Origin of the sequence: Bradyrhizobium sp., from assembly GCF_050014615.1 — a bacterium.
Taxonomy (GTDB): Bacteria; Pseudomonadota; Alphaproteobacteria; order Rhizobiales; family Xanthobacteraceae; genus Bradyrhizobium.
Genome location: NZ_JBEKCZ010000031.1, coordinates 1 through 12,910, shown reverse-complemented (window position 1 = coordinate 12,910; position 12,910 = coordinate 1). Strand labels below are relative to the sequence as shown.

Annotated in this window: 18 protein-coding genes; 10 read left to right on the top strand and 8 right to left on the bottom strand. The window is 61.9% G+C overall.

Translation table 11 applies throughout. The annotated features are described in order from the left end of the window. Positions 1-19: 19 nt before the first annotated feature. Positions 20-781: an ABC transporter ATP-binding protein gene (locus ABR948_RS07565; protein ID WP_428115316.1), complete on the bottom strand. Its 762-nt coding sequence runs from the start codon at positions 779-781 to the stop codon at positions 20-22. After that, positions 774-1,529: an ABC transporter ATP-binding protein gene (locus ABR948_RS07560; RefSeq protein ID WP_428115313.1), complete on the bottom strand. Its 756-nt coding sequence runs from the start codon at positions 1,527-1,529 to the stop codon at positions 774-776. Before ABR948_RS07560 ends, ABR948_RS07565 begins: the two co-directional genes overlap by 8 nt. Positions 1,530-1,912: 383 nt before the next feature. Between ABR948_RS07560 and ABR948_RS07555 the strand changes: the two genes are divergently transcribed. After that, positions 1,913-2,545: a PAS domain-containing protein gene (locus ABR948_RS07555; RefSeq protein ID WP_428115310.1), complete on the top strand. Its 633-nt coding sequence runs from the start codon at positions 1,913-1,915 to the stop codon at positions 2,543-2,545. Here ABR948_RS07555 and ABR948_RS07550 read toward each other — a convergent pair. Next, positions 2,542-2,919 (bottom strand): ArsC family reductase, encoded by a 378-nt coding sequence (locus tag ABR948_RS07550; RefSeq protein ID WP_428115307.1) that lies wholly within the window; start codon positions 2,917-2,919, stop codon positions 2,542-2,544. The genes ABR948_RS07555 and ABR948_RS07550 overlap by 4 nt on opposite strands. A 33-nt stretch (positions 2,920-2,952) precedes the next feature. Next, positions 2,953-3,534: an RNA 2',3'-cyclic phosphodiesterase gene (gene thpR / locus ABR948_RS07545; protein WP_428115304.1), complete on the bottom strand. Its 582-nt coding sequence runs from the start codon at positions 3,532-3,534 to the stop codon at positions 2,953-2,955. A gap of 114 nt (positions 3,535-3,648) precedes the next feature. Between thpR and vapB the strand changes: the two genes are divergently transcribed. Together vapB and vapC are read left to right on the top strand one after the other, a co-directional pair. Further along, positions 3,649-3,882, top strand: coding sequence for a type II toxin-antitoxin system VapB family antitoxin (vapB, locus tag ABR948_RS07540; protein WP_428115301.1), 234 nt, complete (start codon positions 3,649-3,651; stop codon positions 3,880-3,882). Further along, positions 3,882-4,280: a type II toxin-antitoxin system tRNA(fMet)-specific endonuclease VapC gene (gene vapC, locus ABR948_RS07535; RefSeq protein WP_428115299.1), complete on the top strand. Its 399-nt coding sequence runs from the start codon at positions 3,882-3,884 to the stop codon at positions 4,278-4,280. Before vapB ends, vapC begins: the two co-directional genes overlap by 1 nt. A 29-nt stretch (positions 4,281-4,309) precedes the next feature. Here the strand turns inward: vapC and ABR948_RS07530 are convergent, their stop codons facing one another. Further along, the gene (locus tag ABR948_RS07530) at positions 4,310-5,014 is read right to left on the bottom strand and encodes a glutathione S-transferase family protein (RefSeq protein ID WP_428115296.1); all 705 of its coding nucleotides are present in this window, start codon (positions 5,012-5,014) and stop codon (positions 4,310-4,312) included. 177 nt (positions 5,015-5,191) lie between these two features. On the opposite strand from ABR948_RS07530, the gene ABR948_RS07525 reads away from it, so the two are divergent. From ABR948_RS07525 to ABR948_RS07505, 5 genes are all read left to right on the top strand, one after another. Further along, positions 5,192-5,635 (top strand): MarR family winged helix-turn-helix transcriptional regulator, encoded by a 444-nt coding sequence (locus ABR948_RS07525; protein ID WP_428115293.1) that lies wholly within the window; start codon positions 5,192-5,194, stop codon positions 5,633-5,635. 67 nt (positions 5,636-5,702) lie between these two features. Next, a complete protein-coding gene (locus ABR948_RS07520; protein ID WP_428115290.1) occupies positions 5,703-6,275 on the top strand; it encodes an isochorismatase family protein in 573 nt (190 codons plus the stop codon). After that, entirely contained in the window at positions 6,272-6,589 is a 318-nt protein-coding gene (locus tag ABR948_RS07515) for a hypothetical protein (protein ID WP_428115287.1), read from the top strand. Before ABR948_RS07520 ends, ABR948_RS07515 begins: the two co-directional genes overlap by 4 nt. Then, positions 6,586-6,777, top strand: a complete 192-nt coding sequence (locus ABR948_RS07510; RefSeq protein WP_428115284.1) for a hypothetical protein — start codon at positions 6,586-6,588, stop codon at positions 6,775-6,777. The genes ABR948_RS07515 and ABR948_RS07510 overlap by 4 nt, the downstream gene beginning before the upstream one ends. After that, on the top strand, positions 6,778-7,884 hold the full coding sequence (locus ABR948_RS07505) for an MFS transporter (RefSeq protein WP_428115369.1): 1,107 nt from the start codon (positions 6,778-6,780) through the stop codon (positions 7,882-7,884). It abuts the gene before it with no gap. Positions 7,885-7,931: 47 nt separating this feature from the next. Here the strand turns inward: ABR948_RS07505 and ABR948_RS07500 are convergent, their stop codons facing one another. The 3 genes from ABR948_RS07500 to ABR948_RS07490 form a co-directional block, all read right to left on the bottom strand. After that, the gene (locus ABR948_RS07500) at positions 7,932-9,272 is read right to left on the bottom strand and encodes an amidohydrolase (protein ID WP_428115281.1); all 1,341 of its coding nucleotides are present in this window, start codon (positions 9,270-9,272) and stop codon (positions 7,932-7,934) included. Between the two features lie 60 nt (positions 9,273-9,332). Then, positions 9,333-10,061, bottom strand: a complete 729-nt coding sequence (locus tag ABR948_RS07495; protein WP_428115278.1) for a Lin0512 family protein — start codon at positions 10,059-10,061, stop codon at positions 9,333-9,335. Positions 10,062-10,237: 176 nt separating this feature from the next. Beyond that, entirely contained in the window at positions 10,238-11,014 is a 777-nt protein-coding gene (locus ABR948_RS07490; protein WP_428115275.1) for a DUF899 family protein, read from the bottom strand. A 274-nt stretch (positions 11,015-11,288) separates the two neighbouring features. Between ABR948_RS07490 and ABR948_RS07485 the strand changes: the two genes are divergently transcribed. Both ABR948_RS07485 and ABR948_RS07480 read left to right on the top strand, forming a co-directional pair. Then, entirely contained in the window at positions 11,289-12,509 is a 1,221-nt protein-coding gene (locus ABR948_RS07485; protein ID WP_428115273.1) for a helix-turn-helix domain-containing protein, read from the top strand. Between the two features lie 35 nt (positions 12,510-12,544). Further along, a partial coding sequence (locus tag ABR948_RS07480; protein WP_490337837.1) for an NHL repeat-containing protein occupies positions 12,545-12,910 on the top strand: 366 nt, incomplete at its 3' end.

Genomic DNA, 12,910 nt, shown 5'->3' with positions numbered 1-12,910 from the left:
TGTGAATCCTTCCGGCCGCTCAGACGCCGAGATAGGTGTGCAACTTGTCCATATTGGCTTGCAGTTCCGCGTTGGCGAAGCCATCGATGATCTTGCCGTGCTCGACGATGTAATAGCGGTCCGCGACGGTCGCGGCGAACCGGAAATTCTGCTCGACCAGAAGGATGGTGAAGCCTTCCTTCTTGAGGCGCGCGATGGTGTGCCCGATCTGCTGGATGATGACAGGCGCGAGACCTTCGGTCGGCTCATCCAGCATCAGAAACCGCGCGCCGGTGCGCAGGATTCGTCCGATCGCCAGCATCTGCTGCTCGCCGCCCGACAATTTGGTGCCCTGGCTGTTCAGCCGTTCCTTGAGATTCGGAAACAGTTCGAAGATCTGATCCAGCGACAGGCCGCCGCTGCGCACCACCGGCGGCAGCAGCAGGTTTTCGCGAACGTCGAGACTGGCGAAAATCCCGCGCTCCTCCGGACAGAAGGCGATGCCCATGCGCGCAATCCTGTCCGACGAGGTGCGGATGATATCCTGACCGTCGAAGCGGATCGCGCCGGTGCGCTTGCCGATGATCCCCATCACCGATTTCAGCGTCGTGGTCTTGCCGGCGCCATTGCGCCCGAGCAAGGTGACGACTTCACCGGCCTTCACCTCGAAATTGATCCCGTGCAGAATGTGGGACTCGCCGTACCAGGCTTCGAGATTCTGAACCGACAATATCGGCGTGCCGGTGCCGGTCACCGGTGCGGACTTTGACGCTGTGGCATCGGCCGCCTTCAAATCAACCATGACCAGCCCCCAGATAGGCTTCCTTGACGCGCTCATCTTTGGTCAGATCGGCATAATTGCCTTCCGCCAGCACGTGGCCGCGCGTCAGCACGGTGATGATGTCGGAAAGGTTGGCCACCACGCTCAGATTGTGTTCGACCATCAGGATGGTGTATTTCGCAGAGATACGCTTGATCAGCGCCGCGATCTTGTCGATGTCTTCATGTCCCATGCCGGCCATCGGCTCATCGAGCAGCATCATTTCCGGATCGAGCGCCAGCGTCGTCGCAATCTCGAGCGCGCGTTTGCGCCCGTAAGGCATTTCGACCGCGGGTGTCGTCGCAAACTCGCTCAGGCCGACATCGTCAAGCAATTCGTGGGCGCGGTGGTTGAAACGGTCGAGCACGGTTTTGGAACGCCAGAAGTCGAAGGAGTGTCCATGCTGACGCTGCAGCGCGACCCTCACATTCTCAAGCGCGGTCAGATGCGGGAACACCGCTGAAATCTGAAACGAGCGCACCAGGCCGAGGCGCGCCACATCCGCCGGCGCCAGCGCCGTAATGTCCTGCCCCTTGTACAGAATCTGGCCTGCTGACGGCTTCAGGAATTTGGTCAAAAGATTGAAGCACGTCGTCTTGCCGGCCCCGTTCGGGCCGATCAACGCATGAATGCTGCCGCGACGGACCCGCAGGTCGACGTCGCGAACGGCGAAGAACCCCGCAAATTCCTTCGTCAATCCGTGGGTTTCGAGAATGAACTCATCGGCCAATCAAATTTCCCCCATTAACCATCGCCGCGACGCCCCATCGCGAGTGGCTAATTTTTCTAACCGGCAGGTTCTCCCCGACGCCTTGGAATTCGTCTTGGACCGGCCGCCTCCGGGGCGGAATATGCCGTCAACGACCCGGGTTACGCAAGGTGGAAAGCTGGGCATATCCGGACGCGAGCATCGGGGCGTTTCGGCCATTAGTCGAATAGCGCACGCGGTCAGGAAGGCACGATCGGCCGATCTTGCCGGCCGCTTTTGCAAGATTCATTGAGGCCCTCCGGAAAGCCGTCATTAACGCTGTTTCGACGCAGGCCCGCGGTTTCATCAAAAATTTCCGCCTTCGGTCGATGATTGATTGTTTTGTTTCCAGATGGATCACAGCCTTGGAATTCGTCAGCGCCAACCCGACGATTGTCAAATCGATCAAGCAGCGTGATCTTTTGAACACGTGGCTGCGGCTTTATGCCCGCGCGCAATTGCTGCCGCGAATCGAGGAATACCAGCCTTCGCGGATCGGGGAAGAACTTCCCGACCTGGTGTTCTTCACCGTCGAGAATACGCAGCCGCCGCGTTTGATTATCGACAGCGACGGCACGCGGCTGTCGATCGTCTATGGCAATCGCGGCAAGGGCCGATATCTCGAAGAATATCTCGGGGCCAGACTCGTGCCCCTGGTGATGCCGATCTACCACGAGTGCCTGAAACGCATGCTTCCCGTCTACAGCGTCTCCAACGTCGACGACAGCTATGGGCGGATCGTTGCCTATGAGCGGCTGCTGATGCCGTTTTCGGACGGCGACGGCGTCACGCACGTCATCGCGTCGCTGAAGACCTTCTGCGAGGATGGCGGTTTTGAAATCAGGAATCTGATGCGGGGAAATGACAGTCTGCCGACGCAAAAGCTTCGGGCCGTGATCGACCACGACCTTTTCCACCGTGCGCCCGGCCGTATTCCCGCCAGTGAGGTCATCGAATTCAGCGACCGACCTCACGAGACAACCATCGAGCTGATCTAGGCTTTGGACCGTCGCGATCCGCCCGAAGGCGCGACTTCCTTGGCATAAATCTCCGGCTTGAATCCAACCAGCAATTTGCCGCCGAGATCGAGCACCGGCCGCTTGATCATCGAGGGCTGCGCCAGCATCAGCGCGAGCGCTTTGCGTTCGTTCAGGTCTTCCTTTTCGTCATCAGGCAATTTTCGAAACGTGGTGCCTGCACGATTGAGCAGGGTTTCCCAGCCGAGTTCGTCGCACCAATGCTTGAGCTTGTCCTTGGCGATGCCTTCGGTCTTGTAGTCATGAAAACCGTAAGCGACGCCGTGGCTGTCGAGCCAGGCGCGAGCCTTCTTCATGGTGTCGCAGTTCTTGATGCCGTAGATGGTGACGGGCAAAACTTGATCCTCGGGTGAATTTGCGGAGTAAAGTTAGCCCCGCAACGGCCACCGCGCCAGATGAATGTATTCGCTTTGACCGCGCCCGCGTAAACTTTGCACCAGCACGAAATCCCGCACGGTCCACCGGACCGCTTCTATAGACCGCGCTATCAACATGCGATCGCTATAGAGCAACGTCATGTGCGGCTTGAAGTGCGATGTTATCCCGCGAAATCCAACATTTTTCATCGCTCTGCCAAGTAACCGATGGAATGCAAGAAGTGCGACTTCATTACCGGCGCACAGCGCCAACGGACGTCCATCACGTTTGCGATTAAAGCTCATTGCACGATCAAACACGACATCGAATGGCTTCGCCGATATGGTTGCGCCGGCTTGCTTCGCGCGTTCAACAACCGATTTTGGCAGACCGTCATACGCACCAATACCATGCAGCGTTATATGAAGAAGATTCGCCGCGATCCGCGGTCCCCTCAATCCGTTTTCCTCACGTAAACGCTCGCGCAGCTGCACAATCTGCGATGCGTTTTCAGCGCCGATGAGCAGGGCAAAAAACAGGAAATCCATTGCCAACCCACGCTCGAAACCCGGAAGGAAAAGCTGCTCAGGCATGTTCGCACCGTCGAAAGAACATACCATGAACATTCGCTCTGCTAAATGCTTCCTTGCAAAAATGTAGCTGGCGAACTATGTATATCCCAATTGGATATACATAGAGATAGTGTCATGGCGAGTTCCACGGTATTCACCAGCAATCGCAGCCAAGCCGTTCGACTACCCAAAGCGGTTGCCTTCCCAGACGATGTACATCAGGTCGACATTTTGAAAATCGGCCGTAGTCGGGTGATCGTGCCGCAAGGCAAGCGGTGGGACGATCTGTTTCAGAACGGTCCGCGTGCGAGCGACGATTTCATGATCGACCGCGAGCAGCCCCTGACCGAGGAACGCGAGCAGTTCTGATGCTCACCTACATGCTCGACACCAACATCTGCATCTACATCATGAAGAATTACCCGCAGGACTTGCGGGAGAAGTTCAATTCATTGGCCGAACAACTCTGCATCTCCAGCATCACGCTCGGCGAGTTACACTACGGCGCGGAGAAATCGGTGCAACGTACCGATAACCTTGCGGCCATCGAGCATTTCGTGGCGCGTCTCGACGTGCTGCCGTTCACGGCCAAAGCGGCTGCGCATTACGGTCAAGTGCGGGCAGAACTGGAACGGGCTGGCACGCCCTGCGGTCCGCACGACATGCAGATTGGCGGCCATGCTCGCGGCGAAGGCTTGATCGTCGTTACCAACAACATGCGCGAGTTCAACCGCATGCCGGGTATCAGGGTTGAGAACTGGGTCTGACCCATCCCGTCGGCGAACCATCATCCCACTCACGGCCGCTTTGGAATCTCAAGCCCGCGTTGCACCGCCGGCCGCGCGAGGCCGCGTTCCAGCCAGGCCGCGACTTGCCCGAACGTGTCGAACCCGACGAGTTCGCCCGCGCCGTAAAAGCCGATCAGGTTGCGCACCCAGCCGATCAAGGCGATGTCGGCTATGCTGTAGTCCTCGCCCATCATCCACCGCTGCCCGCTGAGGTGCCGCTCCAGCACGCCCAGCAGGCGCTTTGATTCAGCGACGTAACGTTCCAGCGGGCGCTTGTCGGCGATCTCCTTGCCGGCAAATTTATGGAAGAAGCCGAGCTGACCGAACATCGGTCCGACCGACGACATCTGGAAATGCACCCATTGGATGGTCTGATAGCGCAGCGCCGCATCGGCCGGGAGAAGTTTTCCGGTCTTCTCGGCGAGATATTGCAGGATCGCGCCGGATTCGAACAAGCCGAGCGGCGCGCCACCAGGCCCGTCCGGATCGATGATGGCTGGAATCTTGCCGTTCGGATTGAGCGACAGGAACTCCGGCGTGAAGGTTTCATTCTTGCCGATATTGATCGTGTGCGGCTCATACGGCAGCCCGATCTCCTCCAGCATGATCGAAACCTTGACGCCGTTCGGCGTCGGCAGCGAATACAGCTGGAGACGATCGGGATGTTGCGCTGGCCAGCGCGTGGTGATCGCAAAGGCGGACAGATCTGACATTCGCATGCTCGCTGAAATGATCTTTTTCGGTTGGACGATCAGGTCTTTTACCTCGCCGGGGCAAATCACGAAGGGCGCGGTAGCCCTGCAGGAGCGATCCTCGTTCAAGGAAATTTGAACAGTCAAACTTGCCAGTTTTAACTTGCAAGTTTAACTGTTTATATCTACAAAGAGGCCATGAACGATAATCCCGACACTCCGACATCGCCGGAACCGGCCGTAGCCGAGCTTTCGCTGGCGATCGGGCAGCTGGTCCGCCGGCTGCGCATGGAAGCGAACCCGGGCGAGCTGAGCTGGTCGCAGATCGCGACCCTGGCGCGGCTCGACAAGGCTGGCGCGATGACGACGGCCGACCTCGCCCGCGCGGAATTCGTCAAACCTCAATCGATGGGCACCACGCTCGCCGATCTCGAACAGGCGGGACTGGTCCAGCGCCGGCCCCATCCGACCGACGGCCGGCAAGTCCTGTTCGAACTGACCGCCGAGGGCGTGGAGGCACGACGACAGCGCAACATCGCCAAGCGGGAATGGCTGTTGGCCGCCATGGCCAGGCTCGACCCGGCCGAACAGCAAACCTTGATCGCCGCCGCCGCGCTGATCAAGCGCCTGGCGGAATCCTAGATGTCGCGCACGCCCGTTGCTATCGCGCACCAACAGAACGCTGTCCCCATCATACAAAACGAGCACCGTGCCCCTCACCATCATTGACCCGAACACCGCCCTCATCGTGATCGACCTGCAACAAGGCATCGTCTCGCTGCCGACGGCGCATCCCATCGCCGATGTCGTGAGAAACGCCCGCGCGCTGGCCGACGCGTTCCGCCGCCATGGCCTGCCCGTTGTGCTCGTCAACGTTGCTGGCGGAGCGCCGGGCCGAACGGAACGGCCGCCGCGCAGTAGCGCACCGTTTCCCGCCGGATGGACCGATCTCATCGCCGAGCTCAACCAGCAGCCGGCTGACATTTTGGTGACGAAGCGGACGTGGGGAGCTTTCGCGAGCACAGATCTCGAAGACCGGTTGAAGGCCCTTGGTGTCACCCAGGTGGTGATCGTCGGCGTGGCCACCGGGACCGGTGTCGAAGCGACCGCGCGCCAGGCGTATGAGCACGGGTTCAACGTCACCCTCGCGATCGACGCCATGACCGACATACGCCCCGAGGCTCACGACTACAGCCTCGCACAGGTTTTCCCGCGGCTGGGCGAAACCGGCACGACCCAAGAGATCATCGACCTTCTCAATCAACGGAGCGCCGGACAATGACATGGCTGCACTATATCTCCTACTTCTTCGGCGGCGCTTTTCTCACCAACGCCATTCCGCACCTGGTCAGCGGCGTGATGGGACGGCCATTTCAAAGCCCGTTTGCGACACCGCCCGGCGAGGGCCTATCTTCGTCGACCATCAATGTGCTGTGGGGCTTCTTCAACCTGGTCATTGGCTATCTCCTGATCTGCCGCGTCGGAGAGTTTGATCTGCGATCGACCGATCATGTGGCGGCTTTTGGGTTGGGCATTCTTCTCATGGCCGTGTTCGCGGCGCGCACGTTCGGACGTTTTCACGGCGGCAATCTGTGAAACACACTTTCCGTTCCCTGCGCGGCTTCAATTATCGGGTGTGGGCCTGCGGCGCCATCGTTTCCAATGTGGGAACATGGATGCAGCGCATCGCCCAGGGCTGGCTGGTGCTGACCCAATTGACCCACAACAACGCCACCTCGATGGGCGTGCTGATGGCGCTGCAATTCGGGCCGCATCTGCTGTAGCTGCCCCTCACCGGTTTTGCGGCCGATCATCTCGACCGGCGCAAGCTCCTGCTCGGCACCCAGGCGGCGATGGGCGCGCTGGCCTTCGGCCTTGGCATGCTCACCATCACCGGGCTGGTTCAACTGTGGCATGTCTACGCCTTCGCGTTCGCGCTCGGCTGCGTCACCGCCTTCGATTCGCCGGCGCGCCACACCTTTGTCGCCGAACTGGTCGGAGAAGCCGATCTGGCGAACGCGGTGGCGCTGAATTCCACCTCGTTCAACGCCGCGCGCATGATCGGCCCCGCGATCGCCGGCACCCTGATCGCATCGGTCGGATCGGGCTGGGTGTTCCTGATCAACGGCGCTTCGTTTGTCGCGGTGCTCTGTTCGCTGGCGCTGCTGCGCCTCGGCGAACTCCATGTGCAGACCAGGGCCTTGCGGACGCGCGGCAGCCTCATTGAGGGATTTCGCTACGTCTGGAAACGGCCCGACCTGAAAGCCATTGCGCTCATGCTGTTCCTGATCGGAACCTTTGGGCTCAACTTCCAGATCTTCATCTCGACCATGTCGGTCAAGGTCTTTCATGCCGGCGCGAGCCAATACGGGCTCCTGACTTCCGTGATGGCCATCGGGACCATCGCCGGCGCTCTGCTCGCGGCCGGACGGGAAAAACCCCGCTTCGCGCTGCTGCTGGTCGGCACCGCGATCTTCGGGCTCGGCTGCACGCTGGCCGCGATCGCGCCGAACGCCTGGCTGTTCGGCATGGCCCTCGTCATGATCGGCGTGTCGGCCCTGACCTTCACCAATTCGACCAACAGCCTGATGCAGCTCTCCACCGAACCCGCGATGCGCGGGCGCGTGATGGCGATCCGCCTTGCGATCGCGCTCGGCTGCACGCCGATCGGCGCCCCGATCGTCGGCTGGGTCGCCGACCATTTCGGCCCGCGCTGGTCGCTTGGCGTCGGCGCCGCCGCAGGTTTCGCCGCTGCGATCGTCGGTATTCATTATCTCAGGAAACACCGAAACCTCAGCCTACACTTCGATGCCGGACGTCTCCATTTCAGCATCGACGACGCCGAACCCCTGACCGCTTCGCATCCATCTAACCAGCACGCGCAGGCCTAGCGTCACGTTCTCACGACGAATGCGCACGCTATCCCCGCCCCCTGCCCTCATTTCCCCCTTGCATGCTGATCGAAGGCGCTGAGCACCGCCAGCGTCATGGCCTCGATGCCGGTCTCAATGGTCGGCTTCGGCACCGGGGCGAACTGCGGCGAATGATTGGAGGCCAGTTGAGGCCCCGTTCCATTCATGGCCGCGGCGACGCGCTCGGGCTCGTAGACGCCGATGTTGAAAAACATCGACGGCACCCCGGCATTGACGAATTCGGAAAAATCTTCGCTGGGCGTGAGCGGCGGCGACGGTCTGAACTTGTCGGCGAATGCGACCTTCAACGCCTTGGCGGCGGTCTCGACCACGCCGGGATCGTTGATCACGGCCTTGGCGCCTTCGGTGATCCTGATGTCCGGCGCGGGCGCGTCCGACATCGCGGCCACGGCTCTGGCCGTGCGCTCGATCCCCGCCAGCATCTTGGCGCGCACCTCGGGCTTGAAGGTGCGGATGGTTCCGCGCAGCAGCACCTCGTCGGGAATGATGTTCTCGGCGGTGCCGCCATGGATCGCGCCGATGCTGACCACGCCGAATTCGGTCGGGTCTTTCTCGCGGCTGATCACGCTTTGTACGTCGACGATGAAGCGCGCCGCCATCATCACGGGATCGATGGTTCGCTGCGGCGCCGCGCCATGACCGCCATGGCCATGGAACGTGATCTCGAGGCTGTCGGAATTGGACGAACCGATGCCGACGCGGTAGCTGACGCTGCCATAGGCGAAGGCGCCATCATGCAAGGCAAAACCGAAATCGGGCTTTTTGAATCGCGTGAACAGGCCGTCGGCCAGCATCGCCTTGGCGCCCGACAAGGTTTCTTCGGCGGGCTGCGCGATGAACATCAAGGTGCCATGCCATTGATCCTTCAAACCGAGCAGCGTCTTTGCGGTGCCCACCCAACTCGCCATGTGAATGTCGTGGCCGCAGCTATGGGCCACAAAAGTGTCCTGCCCGTTCCAGACGGTCTTGTCATGGCTGGCATAGGCCAGGCCGGTTTTTTCTTCCATTGGCAGCGCGTCGAGTTCGGTGCGCACCATGATGGTGGGACCGTCGCCGTTTTTATAGATCGCGACCAGCCCGGTCTTGCCGACCTTCTCGGTGACCTCGAAACCGAGCGCGCGCATCTCGGCGGCGAGTTTGGCTGATGTCTTCACCTCCTCAAAGGCGACTTCGGGATGGGCGTGGAGGTCCTTGTAGAGCGCGTCGAGTTTTGGATAATCGGCCTCGACCGAGGCCTCGATCGCGGGCTTGAGATGGATGACATCGATCTCAGCGTTAGCAGGCGAGAGGGCGGCCGCCGCGCACAGTGCAGCGGATGCCAGCAGCGGTTTGGCAATTCGATTCATGACGACGGGGTTCCTTCTTTTACTTGGCTCTGAAAGACGAGCGATTACGCAAATAGTTAGCTACGCATTCTGATTCGCCGGCCGAAACGGTGGATCATCGTCGGGGAAAGGCGTAATGGCGTAGTGATCGAACTGCATCGTAAAGGTTGCGCGGCCCTGGCTCATCTGGCGCAAACTGTTCACGTAACCGAACATATTCGTGCGTGGCACCATCGCGTGGATGACGTTGGCATTGCCGCGGATGTCTTGACCCTGGATCTGGCCGCGCCGTGAATTCAGATCGCCGATGACCGACCCGCTGCAATCTTCCGGCGTCACCACTTCGAGCTTCATGATCGGCTCAAGCAGGACCGGCCTGCCCTCTTGCAGAGCTTCGCGGAATGCCGGGCGCGATGCAATTTCAAAAGCCAGCCCCGAGGAATCAACGTCGTGATGGGCGCTGTCCGGCGCGCCATCATCGAGACTAACGATGACGGCGGCGTTGGCAATGATGATGGCATCACTTCCGCGTTCGGCGGGTATTTCAAGCCCGCCCTTGACGGCCGTCACGGTCACGGTGCCGTAAGGCAGCTCCTTTGCCACCGCAGCGCAGTCGACCGCGCCGGGGTCGGGCACGCCGATGGTGACGTCGACGAACATGTCGTTGGCGGTCTTGCCCACCATCCGAAAGAAACCGACGCTGGAATGCCGGATCGCATCCGAGACCGCGCGCCGCGCCGCCTTGGTGGCATCGCGCCCGTGAACGTCGACGCCCATGCCCATTTCAGTGATACAGCGCACGCGTGCCATCGGATCCTGCTTTCGGTTGGATGGAACAGTTCAGCACGCACTGGTTATTGGCGTCGTGCCATCCAAGTCAACGCTCAGCAGGACATGCGCGCACGGCTCGCAGCGCAATGCGCCCAAGTGATGGCCCCAGAGACGAAGCTCTGGATTGCCGCTGTCGCGCAAATAAACGGAGCGCGTCAGTCCGGCGCGCCGCAGCCACAATTCGCCGTGCGACCACGGGGGTTGCTGCCGAGATTGTCGGAGTGTCCGGCTTCGAGGCGGGACCACTGGGCGGTGGGACGCCCATCGGTGCGGATAACCTGCTTGCCTTCAAACCGTTGTGGCCAAGCGGTCGGCGAGTCCTCCCATGTCTCCTGCCGCCCATAGACGGTCAAGTCGAGCAACCGGTAGCTGTTATCCATCGCCTCGACGCCGCGTCTCGTCGTCCAGTAAGTCTCGAAGACCCTGGAGCCCTGTCGCAGGTAGCAAACGATATGCATCATGCCGACCCGGCGTCCGATCAAGAGAGTGTCGAGCGAGCCCTCGGCCGAGTACCAAGGCATCTCCCAGCCCATGAAGTCGCGGTACCGCGCGCTCTCTTGGTACGGGCCCTGGCAAAACGTGGCGTAGGTGACGTCGCGAGAATGAATATAGGACAGCTCGCGGACATGCGACGTAACCCAGGTGCATCCCTCGCACTGCTCGGGCGCCGGGTGGCCGGTGTGCCACATGAAGTAGTAGGCGATGAGCATCCGGCGGCCCTCAAACACATCCAACAATGGTACCGCGCCATGGTCGCCAATGAGCGGTATCGCAGCATCCACCTCGACCATGGGGAGCCGTCGGCGGGCGGCTGCAATGGCGTCGCCTTCTTTGGTGTGAGCCTTCTCTCGAACCCGCAATGCGTCCAGCTCTGCCTGGAAGGTGCCCCGATCGACTACCGGGTGTGCTGGTTCAATCGTGCTGTTGGTCATGGTGATCCTCCTTGGACCGGGCTGGAGTGGAATGATTCTCTGCGGCGTTCTTCACGCCGGCCCTGGGTGTGCTTCGTCGGGTGGCCCGGGCCGACGGCCAGCACCGTCACAACGGCGACAGCCCATTCGACCAGGGCCGTGAGAAACGCTGGGGAGAGGAATGTCCAGTCAACCATGACAGTGGCCTGCTCGCTGCGACGTGTTGATTGATCGTCGTGTGCTAGAATAGGACCGGACCTCGAACGGTGAGAGTGACAAGTGTGACGGGATTCCGATGGACTCGCTGATCACGGCCGCCGCGCGTGCGCTCGCGGCAGGTGACCCGCTCGGCGCGTTGAAGCGGGTTGCCTTGCGCGACGACCCGCCCGCGCTCGCGCTGCGCGGCATCGCGATGGCGCAGCTGGGCGATCTCGTTCGAGCGAAAGCCCTGTTGCGAAGTGCCGCGCGCGCGTTCGGTCCGAGAGAGGCCGTGGCCCGCGCGAGATGTGTCGTCGCCGAGGCCGAGATCGCGCTGGTCTCGCGCGACCTCGGCTGGCCCGCAAAGGCGCTCGACGCGGCGTGGGCAACGCTGAAAGCGCACGGCGACCATGTAAACGCCGCGCTGGCGCGGCACCTTGCGATCCGGCGCCTGCTTCTGATTGGGCGCCTTGACGAGGCCGAGCACGCACTCGCCGAGCTCGACCCTGCGCCATTCCCGCCGGCGTCGAGGGTCGCCCACGAGCTGGTGGTTGCGGGGATCGAGATGCGACGCCTCCGGACCAAGACAGCGCGCGCGGCACTCGCTCGGGCCGCGCGGGCCGCGCGCGACGCAGATATCCCGGCGCTGACGGCGGAGGTTGAAAGCGCATCGCTGGTCCTGAACACGCCAGCGGCCCGCCTGATTGCGCGTGGCGAGGAGCGGCTGCTCCTGCTCGAGGAGGTTGAAGCGCTACTGGCGTCGGAAGCGCTCGTCGTCGACGCATGCCGTTACGTCGTACGCAACGCAGGCACCGTGGTCTCGCTCGCGACGCGCCCGGTATTGTTCGCGCTTGCGCGCGCGCTGGGTGAGGCGTGGCCCGCAGACGTGCCGAGGAGCACGCTGCTCGCACGCGCCTTCCGGGCGAAACACGCCGATGAATCGCATCGGGCACGGTTGCGGGTCGAGATCGGGCGACTTCGCGTGGAGCTGCGGACGCTGGCCGACGTGAGTGCGACGAAGCAAGGTTTTGCGCTGGTGCCGCACCGCGCCCGCGAGGTCGTCGTGCTGGCACCGCCCGTCGACGAGCAGCACGCGGCGGTGCTCGCCTTCCTCGCCGACGGCGAGTCGTGGTCGAGTTCGGCGCTGGCGATTGCGCTCGGAGCCAGTCCGCGCACCGTGCAGCGCGCGCTCGATTCGCTTGCGGCCGCAGACAAGGTGCAGTGGTTTGGGCGCGGGCGCGCGCGGCGCTGGATGACCCCGCCGGTGGCGGGATTCCCGACAATCTTGTTACTCCCCGGTCCGCTGCCGAGTGACTAGGGTGGCAGCAACCACCGAGTGATCAGGAGCCAAGCATGAAACGATCCGCGGCCGAAATCCTGCGCGAGTATGGGCCCTTTCCGGGCATCGAGCGCGTGAATGGGGTCACCTATGACGGCCAGCACGTCTGGTTTGCGTCCGGAGACAAGCTGAACGCCCTCGATCCCGCGAGCGGGAAGACGCTGCGCTCGATCGATGTCGCCGCGCACGCGGGAACCGCCTTCGACGGTCAGAACCTGTTTCAGATCGCCGAGGATCGCATCCAGAAGATCGATCCGAAGACCGGCGGTGTACTCGCGACGATCCCGGCACCTGGCGGCGGCGGTGACTCCGGACTCGCCTGGGCCGAAGGGACGCTGTGGGTGGGGCAGCATCGGGGCCGCAAGATCCATCAGGTCGAT